The sequence below is a fragment of the Planctomycetota bacterium genome (assembly GCA_016125255.1).
Taxonomy (GTDB): Bacteria; Planctomycetota; Phycisphaerae; order Phycisphaerales; family Zrk34; genus RI-421.
In genome coordinates this window covers 36,889-62,429 of the sequence record WGMD01000003.1, presented here as the reverse complement: position 1 = coordinate 62,429, position 25,541 = coordinate 36,889, and the positions used below count along the sequence as shown (strand labels likewise).

The following is a 25,541-nucleotide window of genomic DNA, read 5'->3' as shown; positions in this document are numbered from 1 at the left end:
GTCACTTCTTCTTGTCCCCGCCGAGCAGGCCGCCGAGGCCTTCGCCGAGTTTCTTGGTGGCGTCGTCGACGGCCTTGGTGGCGCCGCCGGTGTCGCCTTCCTTCTTGTCGCCGCCGAGGACTTTGCCGAGCGTGTCGTTGACGGTCTTGCCGACGTCGCCGCCGAGTTTGCCGGACAGGTCCTTGAGCTGATCGCCGAGCGGCCCGCCGACCTGACCCATGAGCTTGCCCGCTTCGCCGCCGAGGTTCTGCGCCAGACCCATCACGTCGCCCTGCAAATCCTTGAGCAGGTCATCGGGAATCAGGCCGCCGGCCTTGGACACGATCGCCGCTAAAATCGCCGGCCAGACACGCTTGATCACCTCCGCCATCGGCACGCCCTCGTCGCTCGACACGTTGTCGAGCTTCAGCTCGGGCACGACGACCTTGACCGTCGAGGCCTGCCCGCCGATGGGCAGCACCTGCACGTTGGCGGTGATGTTCTTGAGGATGAACGAGCCGACCTTGACCTTCTTGCTCGATCCGCCTTCGGCCGGAGGGGCGTCGGCCGTACCGGACCCGAGCTTCTTGAGGTTGTCGGCGATGACGGACACGTTCGTCTTCCCGCCGGCCTGCTCGATGTTCATCGTCAGATCGTCCAACTCGATCGACGGCACGACGATGACATCCTTGAAGAGCGAGCCGGTCTCGACCGCGATGCTGAAGTCCTTGAAGTCCATCAGCTCTTTGCTGTTGAACCCGGTCGGATTGGCGACGACCATGTCCTTCACGCCGACTGTGCCGCTCAGCAGACTGATCGAGACGGAGTCGACGGTGGTGTTGACGCCCAGCGCGTAGGTTCCGCCGGCTTCGAGCCCGCGCTTGGCGATGGCGTCCATCTTCCACGCCGCGATCCCCACCGCCGCGATGACCAGCACGATGACGACGACGATCAGACCGAGCAGTATCTTGACGACCTTTTTCACAGCGGGACCTCCATTCGTGTTATCATGAGATTTGCTAACACGTACCGATTTTACCACATGATCTTATCCCCGAATAGACGACGACGGCGTGCGGCATGATGATCCTGCTGACCATTGCGGGCGGGGTGGCGCTGATTCTTTTCGGCGTGCGCTATCTGCGCAAGGGGCTGGATCGGCTTTTCGGTCATCGTCTGGCCGCGGGCATGCAGCGCCTGGCGCACAGCCGGCTCCGTGCGTTTTTCACGGGGCTGGGCGTCTCCGTGCTCGCGCCGTCGTCGACGACGATGAGCGTCCTGGCCGTGCAGACGGTGCAGGCGGGTCATCTGTCCGCCCGGCAGACGCTCGCCATCCTGCTCGGCGCCGACATCGGACTGACCGTGACCGTGCAGCTCATGGCGCTGAACATCATCGAGGCGGCGCCGATCCTGATCCTCATCGGCGTCGTGCTCTTTCAGTACACGCACAAGTCGCGCTCGCGCGGCATCGGGCAGGTCATTCTCGCGCTGGGCTTCGTCTTCATGGGCGTCCTGACCATCAAGGGCGCGACGCGCACGATCGATCCGCACGGCGACGTGGGCACGATCCTCGACATCGCCGCCCACTATCCGTTCCTGCTCGCCTTCATCGGCGCCGTCGCGGCCATGCTGCTTCAGTCGAGCACGGCGACGATCGCCCTGATGATCGGCCTGGCGGCGGGCGACGGGCTGAATCTCCCGCTGGACGTGTCGGTGGCGTGGGTCGTCGGCGCGAACGTCGGCATCGTCATGACCACGCTGATGCTCGGCTGGCCGCAGGTCGAATCGCGCCGACTGGGGCTGGGCAATCTCGGGCTCAAGGTGGCGATGGCGGTGGTGGTCCTGGCGCTATTGCATCCCGCTTCGCAGGCGATCGCGGCGATCGGCGGGTCGATGGTCCGGCAGGTCGCCAATGCGCACACGGCTTTCAACCTCGTGCTCGCGCTGATCGGGCTGCCGCTGGTGGAGCAGGTCAGCCGGCTCGTCGAGAAGCTGGTGCCCGCCCCGCCCAAGGAGGAGCGCCCGCGCTTCGGGCCGCGCTACATCAGCACGGTCGGCCCGGTCGACTCGGTCGCGCTGGCGCTGGGCCAGAGCCGGCAGGAAATCATGCACATGTCCGAGATCGTCCGCGGGATGCTGCGCGATCTGTGGGCGGCGATGAAGGCCAACGACGCGGCGCTGGTCAAGGCAGTCTCGCGGCGCGATGACAACGTGGACATGCTCGACGAAGTCATCAAGACCTACCTGACGCGCGTCGTCGGCCTGGAGAACGACCCCGAGGAGGCCGCCGAGCAGATGCGACAGCTTCGCTACGTCGCGGAGCTGGAAACGATCGGCGACATCACCGACAAAAACCTCTGCGAACTGGTCGAGAAGAAGATCCAGCTCAACGTGCAGTTCTCCCGCGAGGGCATGGCGGACCTCGACGATTTTTTCAACAAGGTCATGGAGAACATCCAGATCGCCGAGACCGCCTTCACCACGCGCGACCGCCAGCTCGCCGAGCAGCTCGTCCGCCACAAGCAGCGGCTCCACGTTTACGCGCAGGAACTCCGCGACCGGCATTTCGCCCGCCTCAACGCCGGGCTTAAGGAGTCGCACGAAACCAGCGCCATCCACCTCGACCTGCTCACGCACCTGAAGCGCATCAATAGCTGCGTCTCCCATGTCGGCTTCGCCATCCTGCGCGACGGCTTGTGGAAGGAAACCGACGCGCCCATGACGCCCGAGGGCTGATCCCACACTCCCTCTCCCGCCGGAAGAGGGCTGGGGTGAGGGTGGCCCCGAAGTCGGGCGCGCTTCGTTGCGGATGCAGTCAGTGATTGGGCGCACCCTCACCCGGCCCTTCGGGCCGACCTCTCCCAGAGGGAGAGGTGACCGGAGGGCTGACTGCATGACAACACCGCATCCGACCGACATAGGATGTGCGGACGAATCACACGGACGGCGGGCGATCATGACTCAGGGACGAACGACGATTCTCTTCGCCGGCGGCGGCACGGGCGGGCATCTGTTTCCGGGCATCGCCGTGGCCGAGCGGCTGACCGCGCCGGCGGCCGCGCACTTCGCCTGTTCCGACCGCCCGCTCGATGCGCAGATTCTCACGAAAGCGGCGGTGGCATTCACGCCGCTGCCGGGCAAACCGCTGCCGTCGCGCCCGGGGCAGGTGCTGCCGTTTCTGCGGTGTTACATGGCGTCGAAACGGATGGCCAAACGGCTGATCGCGGAGCGCGGCGTGGGGGCGGTGGTGGCGATGGGCGGGTTCGTGTGCGGGCCGGTCGTGGCGGCGGCGCGGGCGATGAGGATCCCGGTCGTGATGGTGAATCTCGACGCCGTGCCGGGTAAGGCCAACCGCTGGCTCGCGCCCAAGTGTGATCATGTCTTAAGCGTGTACGCCACCGATGCGATCAAGGTCGAGCGCGTCATCGGGCTGCCCCTGCGCAAAAGCAGTCTGAGCCCCGGCGACGCGGGCGAAGCGCGGCGGCAACTGGGCATGAACCCGGCGAAGGACATGCTGCTCATCACCGGCGCCAGCCAGGGGGCCGAGTCGATCAACGGCGCGCTGGCGGAACTGGTCGGGCGCGCCGACTTCCGCGCCGCGCTGGACGGCTGGCAGATGCTGCATCTGGCGGGCGAGGGGCGGACGGAATCGGTGGAGCGGGCGTACCGCGAGCACGGCGTCGATGCGAAGGTCGTGGCGTTCTGTCATCAGATGGGCGCGGCATGGGGCGGGGCGAGCATCGCCATCAGCCGCTCGGGCGCCGGCAGCGTCGCCGAGGCCGCCGCCAACGGGACGCCGACGATTTTCCTGCCGTATCCCTATCACAAGGACCAGCACCAGAAACTCAACGCCCGCCCGCTCGTCGAAGCCGGCGGGGCGATCATGCTCGACGACACGAAAGACCCCGCGGCCAATGCGAAGCTGCTTTACGAGCCGTTGACGCAGCTCATGCACGACGCGGCGAAACGGCGGCGGATGCGCGAAGCGCTGATCCAACACGGCGGAGGCGACGGAGCGCTGACGGTGGCGGAACTGGCGATGAAATTATGCCAAGCGTGCTAAGCCGCAAGCGGCTTCCCCCAACCCCCGACCCCCGACCCCCAACCCCCGACCCCCAACCCCCAACCCCCTCTACTGCACCGCATCAGCGCGCTCGAAAGCGTCGAGCATCAGTTGGAACGATGCGTAAAGCTGATTGGTGATATCGACGGTAAAGGCGTTGTCGAGATTGGAGACGACCTGCGCATGGGCATCGGCGAACAGGATGCTCACCGCGGCCTGCTTGTGATGCGTGCGCGGCGTGATGCCGAACGCGGCGAGGCCGGGGTGGCACAGGAACTGCGTATCCATCACCAGCGCCCGAATCGGCAGCCCGTTGGAATTAACGCCCAGTGAACCAAGGCGCGTGCGGTAGACGGGCGGGGGATTGGGCTCGCTCAGCGCGGTCACGGAGGCGTGGCGATAGTAGTAGCTGCACTGGGCCTGACTCACGCCGACCTTGAGCAGTTCCTTGTCGGTGTCCAGATACGAATCGGGGTCGGGACAGAAGAGGACCTTGGGCTGATTCGCCAGATACGACTCGATGAGCAGGCCGAGCCCGACCGGCTGCCCCAGGGCCGGGTATCCCAGCGAGACGAGACTGGTGACGTTGCCGGTGGCGGGGTAGAAGTTGGAGGCGATGGCGGGGGGGGCTTTGGGGCCGAAGGGGATCGAGCCCTTGTAGTCGTTGGCGTAGGAATAGATGGCGATGCCGACCTGCCGCAATTGCGAAGCGCAGATCGTCTGTTTGGACGTCGCACGGGCGGCGCTGAGCGCGGGGACGCTCAGCGCCACCAGCACGACGATGATGAGCATCACGACGAGCAGTTCGACGAGGGTGAACGCGGCGGGATGGCGAAGCTTCGTCAAACGCATGAGAAGTTCCGTTGGGCCGCCGGGGCGTCGCGCTCTCAGGCGCGATGCGAACGACGGCGGAGGAGCGCCAGGGCGCCGATGCCCAATGATAGCGCGCCGATCGGCTCGGGGACGCTCGTCACGTCCAGACGCACGTTGTCCAGATCGAGGTTGCCCCCCGAGTCCGTGCCCGGCTGAAAGCGGATGCCGATGGCGCGACCGGCCCAGGGATCGCCGGCCAGCACGTCGATCGTGAGCATCTCATCCGTGAACATCGCGCTGGAAAGCTGATCCAGATCAATCGCCAGCGTGTCGATGTCCTGCGCGGCGCCCATCCCGTCCAGATAAAAGAGCGTCATGTTCAGCTTCGCGCCCGCGGCGGGGGGCTGAAAGAGACTCACCGCCACCGCAGCCGTCAATTTGTACTGCGAGCCGACCTGATACGTGTCGGCGAGCGTCTGCGAGATCGAGAACGCGGAGACGAGGCCCATGAACGCCGCCTGATCGCCGTCCATATTGGACAGGAATCCGGGCTGATCGGAAGGCACATTGGCGAAGACGCCGGTGGCGAAACCATCGGGGTCCTCGACCACGGTCCAGTCATCGATGTCGGGATTGACGAAGAACCCGCCGATGTCGAAGGCCAGCGGGCTTTCGAAGGACGGATTGGCGATCGTCAGCGGGACGGCGAAGCCGGGGCGCGTCATGGAAACGATGGCGAGGCAGGCGACGGCAAGAAGATGGGTGCGATTCAGCATTGTTTTCTCCACAATGTCGTGCTGAAAAAAGGGATCCACAATCGGGCCGCGTGGCCCACAGGCGAGGCGTCCATGATACCACATTTTTCAAACGCTACGCAAGCGTAAATTCTTGCCCCGCCGGGGGGTGAAACCGGTATGATGCACCAACTTTTGCTCGGGAGTTGCCCATTGCCGACTCATTTGCGACGCACAGCGATGGCGATGCTGGCCCATCCGGACGATGCGGAGATTCTCTGTGCCGGGACGCTGATCCGCCTCGCCGAGGCCGGCTGGGAAGTGCACATCGCCACCAGCACGGCCGGCGACTGCGGCACGACGCAGCACACCGCCGACGAAATTTCGCGCATCCGCACCGGCGAAGCGCGGACCGCCGCCGCCATGATCAAAGCGACGTATCACTGCCTTCACGAACTGGACGGCCGGGTCGTGTACGACAAGCCGACGCTCGCGAAGATGATCGAGCTGTTTCGTCAGGTCGCGCCGACGCTGGTGTTCACGCACGCGCTGGCGGACTACATGATGGACCATGAGATGACGGCGTTATTGACGCGCGCGGCGAGTTTTATTTATGGGGCGCCGAACGTGTCAGCCCGGCCGGTCGCGCCGGGGTCGTGCGTGCCGCATCTGTATTACTGCGATCCGTTGGAAGGCATCGATCCGTACGGTCGGGGGGCAGAGCCGACGACGTGGGTCGATATTACGTCTCAGGCCGACCGCAAGGCGGACATGCTCGCGTGCCATGCGTCGCAGCGCGAATGGCTCCGCGCGCATCACGGCATGGACGAATACATCGACGCGATGAAGCGGCACGATGCGATGCGCGGCGAAAAGCTCGGCGTCCGCGCCGCCGAGGCCTTCGTGCAGCATCGCGGCCACGCTTACCCCCGCAACGATCTGCTCGCCGAATTATTCGGCTGAGCGCAATGGAGGTCTCATGGCCCGGAAGCTCGATTTCATGTCGACGGTCAAAGGTTCGCTGCTCGAAGGGTTTTACCCGAAGGGGTGGGACCTGAAGAAGATCGACGCCTGCTGCGCGATGGGGCCGGGCAAGCTGCTCAAGGGCGCCAGGCACTGGCACAAGGACTTTAAGGCCAAACCGGTTGAAAGCGTCCAGGAAATGGACAAAAAGATGGGCGACGCCATCGCCGATCGGATCGAGCGGGCGAAGCGGAAGAAGATCCGAATGGCGATGATTCTGCCGGTCGGGCCGATGGGGATGTACAAGCAGGTGGTCAAGCGGCTGCGTGCGAGCAAGACGAAGTGTTCGCATGTGACGACGTTCAACATGGACGAATGGTCGGACCGGGACGGGAACACGATGCCGGGCCATCAGCCGGGGGGATTTGAACATGCGATGAGCGAGGCGCTGTTCGGACCGCTGGGCAAGTACACGGTGCCCCCGTCGCAGCGGAACTTCGCCACGAGGAAGAATCTGCCGACGTATGCGAAGAAGATCGCGGCGATTCGCAAGGACGGCGGGGAGCTGGTGACGGTGTACGGGATCGGGCGGGCGTGTCACGTCGCTTTCTGGGAACCGCAGATCGGCGGGGAGTACAAGAGCGACGCGGCATGGAGAAAGCAGACGCACCGGCTCGGTCAGCCGCTGCATCCCTTGACGATCGAACAGAACGCATTGCACAGCTTCAACAGCCGCTTCACGCTCATTCCCTGTTTCGCCAACACGATCGGCCCGGGGTTGTTCCTTGAGTCCGACTATTGCATCGGCGGTGCGGACGGAGCGTATCCGGAGCGCGGGGCGATGTGGCAGGGGATGAGTCTGTGCGTCACGCTGGGGTACGGGCCGTCGCGCTGGATCGCGTCAAGCTGGATGCCGACGATGGCGGGGCGGCTGTACTTCATGCGCGAACTGGCGGGACCGCTGGGGGCGGAGGCGCATTGAAGGATGTGAGGAGTGGGGAGCGGGGAGTGAGGAGTGAAGGCCATCCGGGCGTGGTGGGGCGCGACGTGAATTTTTGTGAGGGCTGTTGATTTGCGTCAATCGGCGCACAGGGCGTTCGCCATTGGCGCACGGGGATGTCCAAAGCGCGCACCGGCGCGGCCAGGGGGGATGTAAGTTCAGTGGAGACGCGCATGGGCGCGTCGTTCGCTTCCATGGTCGTGCGCACGGGCGCGCCTGTGCGCGCGGCGGAGGGCGTAAAATCGCTGATTTTCGCGGGATATCGAGGAAAACGTGAGGGGGCGTCGCCGTGTCGAAATCGGCGCGGAGGGGTTGCGCCGATGCGCGCGGGAAATAGGGATGACGCATGATCCGGGGCTTGGCGGCGATCGGTCATCAGCACTTGATCAATCGGTCGGGACGCCGAAGAAAGTCGGTCGGCCGCGGGTGGATTTGGCGGGCGGGGGTTCGGGGGCGGCGGCGGTGACGGGGCGCGACGGGCGATTGGGCCGCTCGGCGATGGCGGGCTCGGCGGGCTTCGTGGGTTGGGTTTCGACGGGCTTGGGCGGAGCGGCGACAGCGAGCTGCGGCGTGGCGGGCGGCTCGATGCCGACCTCGCGCAGGGACAGATTGATGATGTCCAGCGAGCCGACGATCTGGCGCTTCACCTTGTCATTGGCGTCGGCTTTGTCGAAGGCGGCGGTGTAGTAGCGATGGGCCCGCAGGTGCAGGGCGCCGCGCATCGCCGGGTCCGAGAGCATGGCGATCCCGCTGTACCATTCGCCAAGCTGCATCGACTGTTCGAGCGAGAGCGTTTTGACGGGCATCTGCGCCAGCTTTGCGTTTTGGGCAATGGTCGGGTCATCGCATTTGTCGGCAAACTTCGCGGCCGTCTGGGGATCGTCCATTTCGTAGAGATAGACGCGGGCAAGCTGCGTGGCGAGCGAACGGTTGTCCGGGTCCTTCTCGTAGCGCTCGATGAGCTTGGTCAGGTCGTTGTACTTGCGCTGGCGGTTGGCGGCGGCGTTGATGCCGGCCTGAATGATCTTGACGCGCGGCGACTGGACGGCGAGAGCGACGGCCCCGGCACGGCGGTAACTGAGCAGGGCGTGCAGGTAATCGTTGGACTGCTCCTGCATTTCGCCCATCGCCACATTGGCGTTGATGAGCGCCTCGGCACAGTCGCGCTTGTCGGAGCCGCGTGCGGCGTTGTACTGCTTCTGACGCAGATCGACGACATTCTGCCGCGCCTCCGCCTCGCGCTCCGGCGAGAGGACGGCGATGTGGTTCATCGCCTGGCAGGCCGCGTCGTAACCGACCGGATCGAGCGAACCCATCGTCCACGCCTTGTCGCATAACGCGATCGCCACGGCGGGATTGCCGGTTTCGGCCGCCGCCGCCTTGTAGAGGTCCGCAGCCAGCGCGGCGTCGTCGGCGGTGTCCGCCGTGCCGACGGCCTGGGAGATACGCGTGCCGAATCGTTCGCGAATGATGCGGTCAGCGTCATCCGCCACAACCGCCGAAGTGAGCAGACTCAACGCCAACATCGTCGCCGGAAGGAATTTCATGCACATATCATAGCAGCCCATTGCGGCGGCGTGTCAGCGTCATGTGAAGGACAGGGGCGGCGATCAGCGGCCGCGGCGCGTCTTGAAGCGCGAACCGATGCTCTTGCGGGGCATGCTCTTGGGCACGATTCCGCCGGGGAACAGGTTCGGATCGGCCGACTCGGCGTCGACGATCTCCACTTCGTAGCGCGACTTGGGCGGCTCCTTGACGGTCGGCGCCTCAGGCCCGCGCCATCCGCCGCGCGGCTCGTCCGTCCAGTTCTCCGGTTTCTCCGACGGCGTGAAGTCGCCATACTCAAGCGGAAGGATGTGCACGTTCGTAAGCTTTTCGATTTCCGAAAGAAGCTGACCCTGATCGGGCGTGACGAACGACCAAGCGATGCCGGTCCGGCCCGCGCGGGCGGTGCGCCCGATGCGGTGCACGTACACTTCCGGATCGTCGGGCAGATCGTAGTTGATGATGTGCGTGATGCCTTCGACGTCGATGCCGCGGCTGGCCAGGTCCGAGGCGACGAGCACTTCGAGCTTCCCGCTGCGGAGGCGCTCCATGATCTTGTTGCGCTTGCCCTGCGGCAGGTCGCCGTGAATCTCGAAGGCGTCGATATTCTTGGTCTGAAGCAGCTTCGCCACGCGCGACACCGTGCGCTTCGTCCGGCAGAACACGACCGTCAGCGCCGCTTCCTCGTGCGTCAGAAGATGCACGATCATGCGCTGCTTGTCCCACGCCCGCACCGGCACGTAATGCTGCGTCACCAGCGACACCGTCAGCGAATCGGCGACGGTCGTGATCTTCTCCGCGTCGCTCTTCATGTACCGGCGGCCGAGCCGCTCGATTTCGCCGGCGATCGTGGCGGAGACGAAGATCGTCTGATGATCGGTCTTGACCTTCGAGAGAATCTTGCGGATGTCTTCGCGGAAGCCGATGTCGAGCATGCGGTCCACTTCGTCGAGCACGACCCAGCGGAGGTTGTCGAACGTCAGCTCGCCCTTCATGTGCATGTCCATGACGCGGCCGGGCGTGCCGACGATGATCTGAGCGCCTCGGCGCATCGCCTGAATCTGTTTGCCGTACGATTCGCCGCCGACGACGGGGACGGAATGAATTTCCGTGAACTCGCCGAGCTTTTCGAGCTCGCGCACGATCTGCACGGCCAGCTCGCGCGTCGGGGCGAGAATCAGCGCCTGCGAGGGAATCGCCGGGTCGGCGGCGTGCAGGATCGGCAGCCCGAACGTCGCCGTCTTGCCTGAGCCGGTCTTGGCCTGCCCCAGCACGTCCTTGCCGGAGAGGATGTAGGGGATCAGGGCGGCCTGAATGTGCGTCGGGTGGACAAATCCGCACTTTTCCAGTCCCTGCATCACTTCCTGGCGCAGACCCAGATCGGCGAACTTGATGTCGTCGTTGAAGATATCACTGCTCATGTCATGTTGGGGAGCAGGGCAAAAGGCCCTACGCGGATGGCGTGAAAACTGATGGGTAGAAGTCAGTTCTGACGTGATCTGCGTACCGCCAATTGCCCGTTTCCCGCGAATCCTTTGAAAAATGTGTGTTTGCGGGACCGAGACAACCGTTATTATTAATCGTATGTCGGCTCGCAGGGCTGGACAAGGACAAAAATCTTCGGGTTAGGATGACCGGAGCATGACCCCCACAAGCTGTATCGAAGTCGATCTGAGCCGCCTTGATGAAAACATGGCCGCGTGGCAGCGGCTCGTCGGCCCGGCGGTGAAGGTCTGCGCCGTGGTGAAGGCGGATGGATACGGGCTGGGCGCCGTGCCGATCGCGCGGCGGCTGGCGGCCAGGGGCGTCAAGCTGCTGGCGGTGTACAACATGGCGCAGGCCACGCAGATCGCCGCCGCCGGGCTGACCACGCCGCTGCTGGTGCTCATGCCCGTCGATCAGCTCAACCGCACCGATGTGCTCTACCGCTCGACCGTTTCCGGTCGGCTCCATCTGACCGTGCACAGTGCCGATCAGCTCGACCGCATCGAAGCGATCGGGCTTCACTTCGGTTGCCCCATTCCGATTCACATCGAGATCGATACGGGCATGGGGCGCGTCGGCATGAGCGCCGACGAAGCCGACCGCGTCATTCCCTCGCTCGCCGGCCGCCGGTACATCAAGCTCGCGGGGATCTTTACGCACCCCGCCGCGGCCGACGACGATGTGGCGTTCACCGACGAACAGCTCGCCCGCTTCGACGCGGTGCTCGAGCGTCACGCCGACCACATTGGCCGCGAGGTGATGATCCATTTCGCCAACACGTATGCGACGATGCGCGATCGCCGATACCACAAGAACACGGTGCGCCTCGGGCTGGGCATGCTCGGGTACGGTGTGGAAGACCTCGTCGGCGAGCCGCGCATTGATGAGAAGCTCGCGCTTAAGCCGGTCGTGCGATGGACCAGCCATATCGTGCATGTCGTGCAGACCGGCGCGAACGCCCCGGTCGGGTATCACGGCCGCTTCGTCACCGATCGCCCGACGCGCCTGGGCGTCGTGCCGGTCGGCTATGCGGACGGGTATCCGCTGTCGCTGAGCAATCAGAGCATGGTGCGCGTCGGTGCGAATCTCGATCCGGCGCCGGTGCGCGGGCAGATCAACATGGACCAGATCAGCGTCGACCTGACCGGCCTGCCGGATTCGATCGGCATCGGCTCGGAGGTCGAACTGATCGCGCAGGATCCGGCTGCGCCCAATGCGATGCCGAAGCTGGCGAAACTGGCGGGCGTCAACACCTACGAAATGCTCTGCCGTCTCTCGCCGCGCATTTTGCGCCGCTTCGTCACCACCGACGCCGCGACCGGCCGCGTCGGCCTCGTCGCGACGGTGTGATGTTCAATCGGAAGCGCGGGGCGTTGCCCCGCCGCTAACCGGTGAGGGTCGTCGTTCGCCGTCAATGACGAAAAATCAGGAAGAAAAAAACCACAAATTGGGACAGGCGTGCGTTTTGGTCGGGCGTTAAGATAATGCGAGGCCTTTCGTATTTCTCTCACCCGCCAGGAGGCATGCCATGTCGATTTCCCGCCGGAGTTTCGTTCAAGGAACCATGACCGCCGCGACCGCCATCGCGCTGGGCGGCACGAAAGTATTGGGAGCTAACGAAGAATTGCGCGTCGCGGTCGTGGGCGTGCGCGGTCGAGGCGGGACGCATATCGACTATGTCAACGACGTGCCCGGCTGCCGGGTCACCGTGCTCTGCGATGTCGATCAGCAGGAGCTGGACAAGCGCGTCGCATGGACCGAGAAGAACTACAAGTGGAAGACCGAGAAGGAGACGAACTGGCGTCGTCTGCTCGAGCGCAAGGACATCGACATCATCTCCATCGCCACGCCCAACCATCTGCATTCGATCATCGGCATCGAAGCGATGGCCGCCGGCAAGGATGTCTACTGCGAAAAGCCCGTGTCGCACAACGTCTGGGAGGGCCGGCAGCTCGTCAACGCCTCGCGCAAGTACAACCGCATTTGCCAGACCGGCACGCAAAGCCGCTCCATGCACGGCATGCGTCAGATGATCGACTTCATCCACGAAGGCAACCTCGGCAAGATCAAGTACGTCGTCGGCACCTGCTACAAGCCGCGCCCCTCGATCGGCAAGCGCGACACGCCGCTGGAGATTCCCAGCTACATCGACTACGACCTTTGGTGCGGACCGGCCGCGAAAGTGGACCTGTTCCGTAATCAGCTCCACTACGACTGGCACTGGGATTTCAACACCGGCGCCGGCGACTTGGGTAATCAGGGCATTCACCAGATGGACCTGGGCCGCTGGTTCCTCAATCAGCCCAAGCTCTCGCCGCGCGTGATGAGCATGGGCGGGCGGCTCGGGTACGACGACGCCGGCAACACGCCCAACACGCAGATCGTGTACCACGACTACCCCGGCGCGCCGCTGATCTTCGAAGTGCGCGGCCTGCCCGACAGCGCGGACAAGCTCAAGGCCGGCAAGTGGAGCGATAAGGACATGCCCCGCCTCAACAACACGACGATCGGCGTGCTCGTCCACTGCGAAGGCGGCCTCCTCGTCGTCGGAAGCTACTCCTCCGGCGTCGCCTACGACAACGATGGCAAGAAGGTCAAGGCCTTCTCCGGCGGCGGCAATCACTACGCCAACTTCGTCGAAGCCATCCGCTCGCGCCAGCGCGACGGGCAGAACGCCGAGATCGAAGACGGCCACATCTCCTCCGCCCTCTGCCACACCGGCAACATTTCCTACAAGCTCGGCAAACTTACCGCCGGCGACGCCATCAAGGAAGCCATCAAGTCCGATGCGATGGCGACCGAATCGTACGGCCGCATGGTCGAACAGCTCGGCAAGCTCGACATCAGCGTCGACAAACCCACGCTGACGATGGGCCCCTGGCTCAACATGGACCCCGCCACCGAGCGGTTCACCAACAACGACGACGCCAACAAGCTCCTGAAGCGCGAATACCGCAAGGGATTCGTCGTCGAGGAAATCAAGGCCTGAAATTAAGGGCGATTTGTTCCCGCATGAATGGTCACCAAGACTTCGCAAGGAGCCGCGCATGTCCCGCATCGTGATGTTGCTCGTACTGGTCATGACCGCCGTCGCTTTCGCCGCCGATGCGCCGCAGGGATACAAGAGCGTGTTTGAAGAGTCGTTCGACTCGGCGGATGCGATTCATCGTTTTGTCTTCACCGATCCGACCGCGTGGAAGCATGACAAGGAAAGCGACAACGGATACATGGAGCTTTTCGGCAAGAGCAAGTACGAGCCGGCGGTGCGCTCGCCGTTCAACATCGCGCTGATCGATAAGGTGAAAGTCGCCGACTTCGTCCTGGACATCGACCTGCGGCAGACCGGCAAGGAATACGGTCATCGCGACATGTGCCTGTTCTTCAACTTTCAGGACCCCGCGCACTTTTACTATGTGCACATCGCCACCAAGCGCGACCCGCACGCGCACAACATCTTCATCGTGAATAGCGCCCCGCGCCTCGCCATCACCAAGACCGGCACCGAGGGCTTCGACTGGGGCCACGATGCATGGCATCACATGCGACTCGTCCGCGATGCGAAGACCGGCCGCATCGCCGTCTACGCCGACGACATGGAAAAGCCCATCATGGAGGCCGAGGACAAGACGTTCGACGCCGGCTACGTCGGCGTGGGCTCGTTCGACGACACCGGCCGCGTCGACAACATCAAACTGCTGGCGCCTTCATCGGAATCGACGCCGATCGAGTTCTTCAAGCACGCCGACTGACGCATTCCATCAACTTTGGAAAATGACTCATTTTCCGGCGTAGTCGATGATGCGGGAGATTTCGCTGCGGAGGTTCTTGCGGTCGACGATGCGGTCGACGAAGCCCTTTTCCACGAGGAATTCGGCTCGTTGGAAGCCGGGGGGCAGTTCCTGGCGGACGGTGTTGGCGATGACGCGGGGGCCGGCGAAGCCGATGAGGGCTTTGGGTTCGGCGAGGATGATGTCGCCGAGCATAGCGAACGAGGCGGTGACGCCGCCGGTGGTCGGGTCGACGAGGACGGAGATGAACAGGCCGCCGGCTTCGTCGAGGCGGGCGAGGGCGGCGGAAGTCTTGGCCATCTGCATCAGACTCAGCGACGACTCCTGCATGCGGGCGCCGCCGGAGCAGGAGACGATGATGAGCGGCCAGTCGTGTTCCTGAGCGTACTCGATGCTGCGCGTGAGCACTTCGCCCACGACGCTGCCCATCGAGCCCATCATGAACGTCGGATCGAGGCAGGCGAGGACGACGCGGCGGCCCTTGATGTAGCCGGTCCCGGCGACGATCGCATCGGGCTGCTGAATCTTGTCCTGCTCGCTCTTGAGGCGATCCTTGTAGGGTTTGAGATCGACGAACTTGAGCGGGTCGGTCGGCGAGACATCGGTCCACTTGGGCTCGAAGCTGTCGGGGTCGCAAAGCTGAAGCGCACGCTGCCTGGCGCTGATGCGGTAGTGATGGGAGCAGTCGGCTTCGGGGCAGACCCAAAGATTCATCTCCACCTGCTTGCGATACACCATCGCCTCGCAGGCGGGGCAGCGCATCCAAAGCCCCTCCGGCACGCCGGGGCGTTCGTTGGTGGTGTCCACGAGTTCCTGCCAGCTACGACCGGGGACCTGTGTCATGCGGAGATCCTCCCGGCGGATTTGGGCCGCTTGCCGGAGCGGAGGTGGCGCAGCAGACTCGACGCCAGATCGATGCGCTCGACGACGGGGCGCTGCGCGTGATTGAGGGATTCGGTGATGGGCAGCTCCAGAAGCACGGAGCGCGTGATGGCGAGCATCATCGGCCGCAGCACGATCGCCGTCGGATCGCCCGCCGCGCGATTGAGGAGTCGGCCCAGCCCGACCATCAGCCGCTGCTCCGCCGACTCAAGCGACTCGCCCTGCGGCGGGGACACGTTCGCCGGGTCCGACAACCACTGGTTGAAGGCCGTCGGATAGCGCGTCGTCAGATCCTTCGTGGTCAAGCCCTGCCACAGGCCCAGGTTCATCTCCGCCAGGGCGGCGTTATGCTTGACCTTCGCTTCGCCCCACACGCGAGCGACCAGCTCCGCCGTCTGCCGGCTCGCCTCGTCCTCGGCGCACCAGATCGTGCCGACCGGCGACTCGGGCGGGGCGACCGACGCACCGGCCCGCACGACCGCCAACCCCGATTCCGTGGCGGGCAAGTCCGTATCGCCCTGCATCCGGTCCGCCGCCTGCCAGGCGGTCGAACTGGACGTGATCAGGTATACCGTCTGTGCGGGGGTGGTGGGGGTGGACATAGCTAGGGGGTATTATTCGCGATCGGCCGGATTTAGACAAGGGGGCGGGAAAACCCGTGAAATCGGGGTCAGCGGCGGGCGTCGCGCACCGCCTGCACATATTGTAGCGCCAGTGCGGACAGGGCCTTCCAATCGCCGCGGCGCATCAGATCTTTTTTCACCAGTGCCGACCCGACGCCCAGCGCCGCCGCCCCCGCGTCGAGCCAGGCCTTGATCGTCGTCAGATCGACGCCGCCGGTGGGCGTGATTTTGACGTGCGGCAGGGGGCCGTGAATGTCCTGAATGTATTTGGGGCCGAAGTGATTGGCGGGAAAAAGCTTGACCATGTCCACGCCCGCCGACCAGGCCGTGACAATCTCCGTCGGCGTCAACGCCCCCGGAACGATGGGGCGGTTCATCTGGTTGACCGCTTCGATCACGTGCAGATTGACGTTGGGTGCGAACACGAACGCCGCACCCGCCGCCACCGCATCGCGGGCGGTCTGCGGATCCAGTACCGTGCCGACGCCGACGACGCAATCACCGCCGAGTTGGGATGCCGCCGACTCGATGGCGCGAAGTCCATCGGGCGTGGTCATGGCGATTTCATGGACGAGGACGCCGCCGTCGGCGAGGGCCTTGGCGGTATCGACCGCCTGCTGGGCCGAGTCGCTGCGGATCACGGCGATGAGCGTGTGCTTTTCAATGAATTGAACCGTGGCAGCGCGATCAAGCATGACCATGGCGCGTCGCTTAAGCGACCTCGAAGATCGTCTGCGTCCGGAGGATGAACCCGGCGGAGCCGATCAGGTGGTAGCTCTGGGCGTGAATCTCACGCTTGTACCGCTGCACATCGAGCACGGACAGGTTCTGCCCGCCTTCCACGTCGAGCCATTCGTAGCGCATGGCTTCCGTTTCCGCGGCGAAATCCTTCATCTCGTTGTACGAAGCGGTGAAAAGATTGTCCGAAAGCTGCTCGGTCTGGACGCTGGTGACGTAAGTCACTGCGTTTTCGATCTTTTGGTCCATTTCCTTCTCGCCCAGGCAGGGCAGGGCGAGGATCAGGCCGCGCTGCGGAAGCTGCGTGTCATGATCGATGACCGCTTCGCTGACGCACTCGCCGCCGACCTGAAAGCGCAGGACATGTCCGCCGGGCATGATCCAACTCTCGAATTCATAACCACTTTGGACGATTGCCCGGCGGTCTTGAATGCCGAAAAGCTCGGGGTGCAGTGCCCGCCGATATAGCAAAAGGCGGTATGTTTGGACACTGGGAGACTTGTTGATGCTCATAAATTAGGCCCCTGGACCGGTTGTAAGGCGTGTATGGTAGCAAGGGTAAAATGGGAAGTCACTCGAAAAATACCAATTTTTCAACGATCAGAACGGATTTTTTACGTGTTGCGCCATCGTCATGTTCATCGCCGGTAGCGGCCGATAAACATGATGGAATCGCCCCAAACTTGGCCGGAATGTGAATGGCGCCCAAACGAAGCATATTCGACTTGATTGAGCATGTGGCGCACCCGGTGGTGGACCATGCCATCGCGGGGGCGCTGTCGAGCGCATCGGAGGCGGATGTGCCCAGGTTGGTGCATTTGCTGCTTGAACGCCGGCACGAGGCGGCCCAGATCGGGCTCGTCCGATGCTTCGACCGCTTCAAACCCGAACTTCAGCGGCTCGTCGTTGATCACGTGCCGCAGCTCGACAGCGTGTTGCGCGCCGCGGCGAGCGACGCCGACGTCACCACGCGGCTCAACGCCGTGCAACTCATCGCGCGCTCAGGCAGCTTGCGGCTGGCGTACCTGTTGGCGGCGCAGCTTCACGCGGATGATGCGCGGTTGACGCGCGCCGGGGCGGCGGGGCTTTTGGATCTGTCGCAGTTGCTCGCTGCCGGTCCGCCGCCCGAGACGCACGGTGCGGCCGCGCCTACGCCGATGCGGCGCGTGGCGTGGATGACGCTCGCGCTGGCGGAAGCGTGCGCGTGCTATCAGCGTCACGGGCGTCACGATGTGCTGACGGCCGTCGCGCTTTTGGCGCCGCGCCGCTCCAGTCATCTGCTCGCGCACTTCAAGGATGTGCACGCACCGGCGCACATCGGGCTCTCAAAGATGCTCCGCCATCCCGACAGCGCGCCGATCGCGCATGCGATGTTGAGCTTCGCGGCCACCGAGGAACTGATGCCCGCCGTGGCGGAGGGTTTGCGTCTGCGCGCCATCGTCCCCTATCTCGATCGCGTCATCGCGCAGTCGCATCTTCTGGCCGCCCGGCCGATCCGCTCGGCGATCCGCAAGGTTGCCCAATGCGACCATCTTCTGCCGGACGCGGAAATGGTCGACGGTTTTCCCGCGCCGGTGCTTCGGAATGTGCCGCGCTGGGTCCGCTGCCTCAACACGCGCACGGAGTCGAAGATCAAGGCGATGGACCCGTTGATGCACTCGGCGGACCGCGTCACGCGCATGCTGGTGCTCCGGGCGCTGATCAAGATGCACAAGATTCAGGCGGATGATGCGATCGCCAACATGTGCTTCGACGGCGAGCCGGTGATCGCGCGCATTGCGCTGCGCCATCTGATCGCCCGGCGCTGGTCGGGGCTCAACGACCTGCTCGTGCGGCTCATCACCTCGCCGCATCACGATGTGGCGACGCTCGCCGAATCGCAGTTTCAGCCGGTGGGTTTCGCGCGTTTCTGGGAGCATTGGGATCAGCTCGCCCCCTCGGTGCGATTGGCGGCGGGACGGGCGCTGATGAAGATTGATGCGCATTTCCATCACCAGCTCGCGGCGCGCATGGCCAGCGATCGGGCCGACGATCGCTTCCGCGCCGTGATGGTGGCGCGTCATCTGAGCCAGGAAAGCTACTTCGAGAATCAGCTTGTGCAGCTCGTTCACGATCCCGTTTCGCGCATCGCCTCCACGGCCGCGGCGGCGCTCGGGCACGTGCCCGCCTCGTCCAAAGCCGTCACGCGCCTCACCGAGGCGCTGGAGCATCCGGATGACCGCGTGCGCGCCAACGCCGTCGAGTCGCTTCAGCAGCTTGACGCCGTCGAGGACGCGCGCGCGTCGCTGATCCAGTTGACCGACGGCGAGGGCAATCGAAGCCGGGCCAACGCCATCAAGGCGCTGATGGAGCTGCCGGTCATCAACGCGCTGCCGGCGCTGCGCCGCATGCTCGCGGATACGGACGCCAGGCATCGCATCAGCGCCTTGTGGGTCGTGGAGCAGATGGGGATCGATCAGGTGGCGTACGACGTGGCGTCGATGGCTCAGCACGATGCCGATCCGAATGTACGCCGGCGCGCGGTCAATGTGTTCCGCCGCATGGCGCAGGACCATCTGAATCCGGCCCCCGCACGCGCGGACGCTCCGACGCAGGAGGCCTCGTCATGATCGGACCGCTGTTGCAGGCCGACCGCGTTTACGGATGGGATCCGAGCTGGTGGCCCGGATCGAACGGACGCTCGTCGATTTCGCTGACGTTGCTGTTTTATTTCGTGGGGGCGCTGGCGGTCTTTCTCGCCGGGCGAATGGCGTGGATTTACTGGAAGCGGTTTTACAAATGGTCCGAACCACTGCGGATTTATTGGCGGTTGGCGGCACAGATGGGGCTGGCGGGCGATCAGCGGATTCTGCTTTGGCGCATCGCCCGGGCCGGCCAGTTGCCCAGCCCGCTGGCGCTCATGTTCAGCGCGGGCACGCTCGATGAGCACGCCCGCGCGTTCGGTCGCAAGCTGCCCGCCTCGGCGATCGCGAAATTCGAGAAGCGCATCGACGCGATCGAAGCGCGGCTGTTCAATGCCTGATCGCGAGCAAGCCTCTTATCTGGCCGCCGCCACGCCGCCGGTCGGCTGATTCTTGAGCTGTTCGCGCTTGTTCGAGTCGCGGTCCATGTCCACGCGATGCTGCGTCACCATGTCGTCGGACAAAACGAGCACCAGTTGTGTGCGGCGGGGGAGATTGCCCAGGCGTGCGGGCACCTGATAGTTGAAGTCCATGTCGACGACGTAATCGCCGGTGAAGAAGTTCACGTCATGCTTGGCGCCGTCCTCCATCGCGACGGGGATCGTCGCGCCGATCGGCCCGCCGGGCCGCACGGCGAATTCCTGGCTTCGCCACTGCCCGTTGTAGAAGCGCCAGACTTCGAGCGTCGCCTGACCCGGCGCCGGCTGCGGCGAGGCATTGGTGGCGAAGTAGTAACGCGTCTGCTCCACCTTCACGGGCTTCGACCAGGCGCTCCACGTGCTTTCGACAAGGAACTTGTCCGCGTTGGCCTTCTTCTGATCCTCGGGCAGGTCGGGCTTGTTGAAGAGCACATTCGTCACGACCACGCGCATCTTGTAGCGGTAGGTCTTGCCCGGCTTGGCGTTCAGATCGCTGGACCAGATCGAAATCTTGTCCACATGGAAGATGTCCATGTTCGCCCCCGCGCCGCCGGCCGGTGCGCCGGGCGCCGGCGCCGCAGCGCCGAACTCGCCGAATTCGCCCCCGCCCAGCAACCCGCCTTCGCGCATCATCATTTCACGCTGGGCCGCGAAACCGTCGGGCCCGCCGGGCACACCCGGTCCTGGGAACTCGCCGCCGGGCGCAACGGGCAACCGCGGCGCGCCGGGCGCGGGCGTCGCCGTCGTGCCGGGCTTCTTGCCGCTCAGCAGATCGACCTTGTCCTGTAGCTGCTGAAGCTCAACTTTGTACTTGTCGACTTGCTCATTGAGGCGTGCAATGCGTTTTTCGAGCAGCACATTCGTCCCCGAGCCGCCGGGCGCGACGGTTGGCGGCGGACCGAACTCGCCGGGCCCGCCTTCGAACTCCCCGCCGCCGGCAGGCGGACGCACGCCGCCCGCGGGCGGGCGCACCACCGCGCGCTTGGGATTGCGGAGCCGGTCGATGTTCTGAAGCGTCATCTGCATCCGCGCGGAAGTCACGCGCATCTGCCGCTTAAGTTCCGACAATTGCGTGGCGTTGTCCCCGCCTCCGACGCCCACATCCACCTGCGCCTCCGGCGGCGCCCACGGCGTGCCGACCACCTCCGGGAACGGCGGCTGCATCACCACGCTCTGGTACTGCCGCATCGCCGCCAGGTACTGCCCCGCGGCCTGCCCGTCCACCTTCCGCGGCACATCACGGAAACTGACGATGCCGTCGCTGGGCATCGCCGGCACGATTTCGTACTTGTCATCCGCCGGCCAGGTCCCGTCCGGGTTCATCTGCTGCCGGGCGATCTGCACATCCGCGAAGGCAAACGTGTTGTCAATGTACGTCTGAGGAATGGCGCGGTGCTGTTCGTCTTCCTTCTTATTCAATTCATCCTTGAGCGCCTTCATGTCATACTGACCCGCGACCGAGACCCACGAAGTGTCGTACGGCGCTTCGGTCATCTTCAGCGCGGTCCGCAGCGCGGTGTTGTTCTGCACCTCTTCCGGCGCGAACGTTCCCAGATCCGCCCGAACCGCGACAATCGACGGCGCGGGAATCACCGGCTCCCACATCGGATTCTTCAGATCAACGCCGGTGTCCTTGATGTTATCAAACACCGTGACGCTGCTGAACGCCAGCGCGTAGTTGGAATCGGGCACGGGCGGCTGTTTGATCTTGGCGGCGAAGTTCTCCGTGTACGATGGCACGGTCAGATCGCGCAGCGCCTGATGCACCTCATTGGAGTTCAGCACGCCGCTGAGCCGCTTGGCCTCGCCGAGCACGAGCGGGTCGACGTCCTTGGCCGTGACCTGCTGCCCGTTGAGTTCGACGACGTTGGGCGTGTTCATGCCGTAGCGATAGACGGCGAAGAGAATCACGATGACGGCGAGTCCGCCGAGGAATTTTTCGAAGTGCAGCTCGAAGAAGCCGATGTTCTTGAGTTTCATGGCCGAGGCCTCCGTTGATCAGAGCGAGCCGTGCGGATGACGTTTAGGATCGGACCGGATCAGGGCAGTCCGCCGCCGCCGGGCGGGGGAGCGAACTCGCCGCCGGCGCCGGGAGTCGGTGCATTACCGCCGCCCGTGCTTGAACGGCTGGCGGGGGGGATGTATTTGTCGGCCGGCGTGCGCGTGGGCAGGCCCAGGTAGTAGCGCACGTCGTCGGGCATTAGACCGGCGTTGAACGGCTCGTTGCGCGCCGCCGCCTCCGCCTCGTTGAGATGCCCCGCGGTCCACGAGCGCAGCCAGATCGTCTCGATCGTCAGATCGAGCTGCACCACATCGACTTTGTTCCCGTAGAAGTAGCCCTGCTTCAGGGCCTCGTAGCCGTCGACATCCCTGACGCTCATGCCGATGACCGTCATGAAGTTGACCTGGCTGATGGCGTTGAGCAGCTTGGGAATCTGCTTGGAGTCGACGATGACGGACAGGACGGCGTGACGCACATCGTAGATCGGATTGCTGTGACGACCCGTCGGGCTGACGGAAAAGTCGTCGGCAAGCCGCTGGGCCGTGCCCTGATCCTGCGGTGCGGTGTACCCGCTGGAGGGCACGCCGACGTAGCCGGGCTTGACGAACATCGCGAGGATGCGCTTGATCGGCAGCGTGGTCAGGTTCTTGCTCGCATCGTCCATGTCGTTGGCGATGCGGATCGCCGCCACCAGGTCCTGCTGAATCCAAAGCTGCATCTGGCCTTCCCAGATGTCGAACATATCCGGCTTGGGACCGGGCTTGGCCCAGTCGCCGATCTGGAAGATGCCCCGGTTCCATTCGCCGCGCTGCACATTGATCACGACCGGTGCGGCGTAAACGTGATACTTCGCCGCCGTCTTCTGATAAACCTCAAAAAGCCGCTTGGCCTGATTCTTCTTGATCTCGTCCTGCTGCTGCGTCGACAACTGCTGCGGAATCGGGAAGATCTTACGCTTGTACGCCTCCTCTTCGTCCTTCATCATCTGCTCGATCTCCGTCGCGCTCGGCGGCGAGCCGGCGTGAAGAAGCTGATAGAGCATCTCGAACGACCGCGTGTACTCGCGCTGCGCATCGAACGGCTTGGCTTCGTCGAGCGGCGTCGGGAAGATGCCCTTGAGCATCACATCATGCCCGAGCAGATTCCGGCCCGACGCGAGGCGATAGATGTTGACGTACTCCTTCTCCATCACGTCATACACGCCCTTGAGCTTCGCGATCGCCTCGTCGTTGATCACGCCCTGAATCACCGTCGGCGGATCGTCGGGCTTGCTGGGCGGAATCTGCATCTGCGAGCGCTTGTATTGGTTGATCGTGTCGATGTCGCTCTGACGGGCCGACATTTCACGCCGGAACGCGCTGCCCTGAACGTACGTCGGGTAGTAGAACGAAAGCGTCGCGATGAGAATGACCGCCAGACATGCGACGGTCAGCGGATTGCCTTTGATCCAAGTCAGTACGCGTCCCATGTCAACGGCCCTCCACACTGGCGACGGGCTGGGCCGGCGTCGTTGTATTGTGTTCGTCCTGTTCCGCCTTACGCGCTTCCTCCGGACGAATCAGTTCGATCCGGAACGTCATCACGAAACTCCAGTCGCTGGTGTGATCCTCTTTGGCAAGGGGATCACCGGGCAGCAGCGATGCGACGTCCGTCGTCGTGCCGGAGTTTGCGCGTCCGCCTTCGCCCGGGAATTCGCCTTCGATGCCCGGCCCCGGCACCGCGCCCGGCAGGCCGCGCACGCCCGGCAGCGGACGCACCGCGCCGGGAAGACCGCGCACGCCCGGCAGCGGAGCCGGCGCTTCCTCCGCCGCGCCCGGAATCCGGGGATTGCCCGGAATCTCCGCGGCGGGGCGATTCTCAAGCGTCAGCAGCGGCGTAATTTTGTCGATCTTCACGTTCGTGATCCGATACGGCCGGTCGCGACCGATGGGGTTCTTGGCGGGGTCGGCCGCGTGGGACTTGTCCGCCTCGTCCATCTCCGCTTCCTTGTCGTTGAAATATTTGACCAGCGTGTCGTTGAGGAACTTGGGGGCGCTTTCGCGCGTCGTCGTGCCGCTGATCGTGATGGTGAACGACGGCGGATCCTGCACGGGCTGCGCTTCGCCGGTCGTGGTCGGCGTCGCTGTCGCCTGGGCGCTGCGGCGGGCTTCCATTTCCTCGTTGGTCATGAAACCCTCGTACATCCCGCCCTGAATCGCGCTGCGCTCGCCGAAGATCTGAAGCGTGTCCTGCTTCTTGCTCTCATAGCCGTAGTTGATCAGGTCGATCGTGACCTGCTTGCGCAACTGCCGCGGGATCGTCTTGATCGCCTCCGGGTCGGCGCTGACGACTTCCTCCTGCGGCTTGGTGCTCGCCAGCGCCGCATCAATGTCCGTCAAGATCGACGGCCAGACATTGCGATAGTCCAGAATGCGGCGAAGGTTCTCGATCTTCGAGCGCGGGTCCGAACCGCCTTCGATCGCCTTCCACTCCGTCTGCTTCGCCTGCGCGGTTGAGATGATCGCCTGCGCCTGCTGACGCGCGGAGGAATTGGCGGCGTAGGTCTGCCGATCGATCCACAGGTTCGAGTACCCGATGACCGCCGCGGCCGAGAACAGCACGGCGGCGGCGATGTTGTACGGCACCTTCGACTTCCAGACCTGCTGGCGGATCAGCACCGACGGCAGCACGTTGCACGTCACCCGATCCTGCTCCAATCCCTGCAGCGCCAATCCGTACGCCGGCGCCATCGACAGCGCGTTCTCGGCGAACGAGGCCGCATCGCGACCGTCGATTTCGATGGACTTGAATTCATCGTGGCGGATGACTTCAAGCTGAAGCTGCTGCTTGAGGAACTTCTGCAGGCCGGGCAGACGGAAAGTTGAGCCCATGCCGATGAGCTGCTTCAGGTCCGCGTCGCGATTGAGCGACTGGTAATAGCCCAGCGACTTCTGCACCTCGCCCACGAGGTCGACGAACACGGGGCGCATCGCCTGGAAAATCTGCCGGGCGTATTTGCTGGTGGCGGCTTCCTTCTTGATCTTCTCGGCCTTGGAGTAGCTGAGCTTGAAGCCGCGCACGAGCGCTTCGGTGAAATGGTGCCCGCCGATGGGAATCGTGCGGAGCCAGAGGCGTCCGCCTTCGATGATGATCAGGTCGGTCGCGCTGGTGCCGATGTCCATGAGAATCGTGCCCGGCGCGGCGTCGGCCCATTGCTCGTCGTACGCGATCGCGTTGTACACGGCCAGCGGCGAGAGCGTCATGGCATGCACGTGCAGACCGACCGCGTGGAAATTGTTGAGCCAGTTGGCGACGCGCTCCTTCGTGATCGCGAAGATGCCGACCTCCACGTCCGGCGAGTCGGCGTGCTGGAACGTCTGATAGTCCCATTCGACCTGCTCGATCGGGAAGGGAATCTGCTGCACCGCCTCGAACTTCACGATGTCGGGAACCTTCTTGGGCTCGACCGGCGGGAGCTTGGCGAAGCGCGCGAACGCCATATGTCCGGGCACGCTGACGACGATCGTGGCGTTGCCGATCGTGTGTCGCGCCAGAAGCTGATCCATGCCGAGTCGGATCTGCTCATCGACGTCGATGTCCGGCGTGGTGAGCACCTTCTTGTAGGGGATCACGTCGAACTCGGTCACCGAGAATTTCTGACCCGCCTTCTGAAGCCGCAGCGCCTTGATCGCATGCGCGCCGATTTCAATTCCCCAACAGTCGCTTGAACTGGGCATGGCTTAGTCCTCCATCAAAGCAAGGGCGCGCCTCGACGCCCGAAGGGAGCGTCGTTGCGACGATGATTGAAAGCGTCTTTGCATAAGGTGCCTAAAGTGCGTTATCGAGC

Annotated in this window: 21 protein-coding genes; 9 read left to right on the top strand and 12 right to left on the bottom strand. The window is 64.2% G+C overall.

Going from position 1 to position 25,541, the window contains the following annotated elements; genetic code table 11:
* Nucleotide 1 precedes the first annotated feature (1 nt).
* The gene (locus GC162_05600; protein MBI1368112.1) at nt 2-964 is read right to left on the bottom strand and encodes a hypothetical protein; all 963 of its coding nucleotides are present in this window, start codon (nt 962-964) and stop codon (nt 2-4) included.
* A gap of 95 nt (nt 965-1,059) precedes the next feature.
* Between GC162_05600 and GC162_05595 the strand changes: the two genes are divergently transcribed.
* A complete protein-coding gene (locus tag GC162_05595) occupies nt 1,060-2,715 on the top strand; it encodes a hypothetical protein (GenBank protein MBI1368111.1) in 1,656 nt (551 codons plus the stop codon).
* 73 nt (nt 2,716-2,788) lie between these two features.
* Nucleotides 2,789-4,042, top strand: a complete 1,254-nt coding sequence (locus GC162_05590; protein MBI1368110.1) for a hypothetical protein — start codon at nt 2,789-2,791, stop codon at nt 4,040-4,042.
* A 69-nt stretch (nt 4,043-4,111) separates the two neighbouring features.
* On the opposite strand, the gene GC162_05585 is transcribed toward GC162_05590, so the two are convergent.
* Nucleotides 4,112-4,894: a prepilin-type N-terminal cleavage/methylation domain-containing protein gene (locus GC162_05585; GenBank protein ID MBI1368109.1), complete on the bottom strand. Its 783-nt coding sequence runs from the start codon at nt 4,892-4,894 to the stop codon at nt 4,112-4,114.
* A 35-nt stretch (nt 4,895-4,929) separates the two neighbouring features.
* Nucleotides 4,930-5,631, bottom strand: coding sequence for a hypothetical protein (locus GC162_05580; protein ID MBI1368108.1), 702 nt, complete (start codon nt 5,629-5,631; stop codon nt 4,930-4,932).
* Between the two features lie 141 nt (nt 5,632-5,772).
* On the opposite strand from GC162_05580, the gene GC162_05575 reads away from it, so the two are divergent.
* Nucleotides 5,773-6,552, top strand: a complete 780-nt coding sequence (locus tag GC162_05575) for a PIG-L family deacetylase (GenBank protein ID MBI1368107.1) — start codon at nt 5,773-5,775, stop codon at nt 6,550-6,552.
* 16 nt (nt 6,553-6,568) lie between these two features.
* Nucleotides 6,569-7,534, top strand: coding sequence for a glucosamine-6-phosphate isomerase (locus tag GC162_05570; GenBank protein ID MBI1368106.1), 966 nt, complete (start codon nt 6,569-6,571; stop codon nt 7,532-7,534).
* A 404-nt stretch (nt 7,535-7,938) separates the two neighbouring features.
* Here GC162_05570 and GC162_05565 read toward each other — a convergent pair whose 3' ends face one another.
* Nucleotides 7,939-9,099 carry a hypothetical protein gene (locus GC162_05565; protein MBI1368105.1) on the bottom strand — a complete coding sequence of 387 codons (1,161 nt, stop codon included), beginning with the start codon at nt 9,097-9,099 and terminating at the stop codon, nt 7,939-7,941.
* 63 nt (nt 9,100-9,162) lie between these two features.
* Nucleotides 9,163-10,518, bottom strand: coding sequence for a DEAD/DEAH box helicase (locus GC162_05560; protein MBI1368104.1), 1,356 nt, complete (start codon nt 10,516-10,518; stop codon nt 9,163-9,165).
* 220 nt (nt 10,519-10,738) lie between these two features.
* Here GC162_05560 and alr point away from each other — a divergent pair, with 220 nt between their 5' ends.
* The 3 genes from alr (at nt 10,739) to GC162_05545 (ending at nt 14,331) form a co-directional block, all read left to right on the top strand.
* Nucleotides 10,739-11,932: an alanine racemase gene (gene alr, locus GC162_05555; protein MBI1368103.1), complete on the top strand. Its 1,194-nt coding sequence runs from the start codon at nt 10,739-10,741 to the stop codon at nt 11,930-11,932.
* A gap of 178 nt (nt 11,933-12,110) precedes the next feature.
* On the top strand, nt 12,111-13,571 hold the full coding sequence (locus GC162_05550) for a gfo/Idh/MocA family oxidoreductase (GenBank protein ID MBI1368102.1): 1,461 nt from the start codon (nt 12,111-12,113) through the stop codon (nt 13,569-13,571).
* A gap of 58 nt (nt 13,572-13,629) precedes the next feature.
* Nucleotides 13,630-14,331 carry a hypothetical protein gene (locus GC162_05545; GenBank protein MBI1368101.1) on the top strand — a complete coding sequence of 234 codons (702 nt, stop codon included), beginning with the start codon at nt 13,630-13,632 and terminating at the stop codon, nt 14,329-14,331.
* A 27-nt stretch (nt 14,332-14,358) separates the two neighbouring features.
* Here the strand turns inward: GC162_05545 and GC162_05540 are convergent, their stop codons facing one another.
* From GC162_05540 to GC162_05525, 4 genes are all read right to left on the bottom strand, one after another.
* Nucleotides 14,359-15,213, bottom strand: a complete 855-nt coding sequence (locus GC162_05540) for an acetyl-CoA carboxylase carboxyltransferase subunit beta (protein MBI1368100.1) — start codon at nt 15,211-15,213, stop codon at nt 14,359-14,361.
* Nucleotides 15,210-15,854 carry a hypothetical protein gene (locus tag GC162_05535; GenBank protein ID MBI1368099.1) on the bottom strand — a complete coding sequence of 215 codons (645 nt, stop codon included), beginning with the start codon at nt 15,852-15,854 and terminating at the stop codon, nt 15,210-15,212. Before GC162_05535 ends, GC162_05540 begins: the two co-directional genes overlap by 4 nt.
* Before the next feature lie 68 nt (nt 15,855-15,922).
* Complete coding sequence (eda, locus tag GC162_05530; protein MBI1368098.1) at nt 15,923-16,570, bottom strand: bifunctional 4-hydroxy-2-oxoglutarate aldolase/2-dehydro-3-deoxy-phosphogluconate aldolase; 648 nt, start codon at nt 16,568-16,570, stop codon at nt 15,923-15,925.
* A 16-nt stretch (nt 16,571-16,586) separates the two neighbouring features.
* Nucleotides 16,587-16,991, bottom strand: a complete 405-nt coding sequence (locus GC162_05525) for a hypothetical protein (GenBank protein ID MBI1368097.1) — start codon at nt 16,989-16,991, stop codon at nt 16,587-16,589.
* A gap of 320 nt (nt 16,992-17,311) precedes the next feature.
* Here GC162_05525 and GC162_05520 point away from each other — a divergent pair, with 320 nt between their 5' ends.
* A complete protein-coding gene (locus GC162_05520) occupies nt 17,312-19,222 on the top strand; it encodes a hypothetical protein (protein ID MBI1368096.1) in 1,911 nt (636 codons plus the stop codon).
* Nucleotides 19,219-19,635, top strand: coding sequence for a hypothetical protein (locus tag GC162_05515; GenBank protein MBI1368095.1), 417 nt, complete (start codon nt 19,219-19,221; stop codon nt 19,633-19,635). The genes GC162_05520 and GC162_05515 overlap by 4 nt, the downstream gene beginning before the upstream one ends.
* A gap of 15 nt (nt 19,636-19,650) precedes the next feature.
* Here GC162_05515 and GC162_05510 read toward each other — a convergent pair whose 3' ends face one another.
* Genes GC162_05510 through pilM form a run of 3 tightly spaced genes read right to left on the bottom strand, consistent with a single transcriptional unit; the run spans nt 19,651 to nt 25,431 of the window.
* Nucleotides 19,651-21,693: a hypothetical protein gene (locus GC162_05510; GenBank protein ID MBI1368094.1), complete on the bottom strand. Its 2,043-nt coding sequence runs from the start codon at nt 21,691-21,693 to the stop codon at nt 19,651-19,653.
* 59 nt (nt 21,694-21,752) lie between these two features.
* A complete protein-coding gene (locus GC162_05505; protein MBI1368093.1) occupies nt 21,753-23,183 on the bottom strand; it encodes a hypothetical protein in 1,431 nt (476 codons plus the stop codon).
* Nucleotide 23,184: 1 nt separating this feature from the next.
* Nucleotides 23,185-25,431: a type IV pilus assembly protein PilM gene (gene pilM, locus GC162_05500; protein ID MBI1368092.1), complete on the bottom strand. Its 2,247-nt coding sequence runs from the start codon at nt 25,429-25,431 to the stop codon at nt 23,185-23,187.
* Nucleotides 25,432-25,541 lie beyond the last annotated feature (110 nt).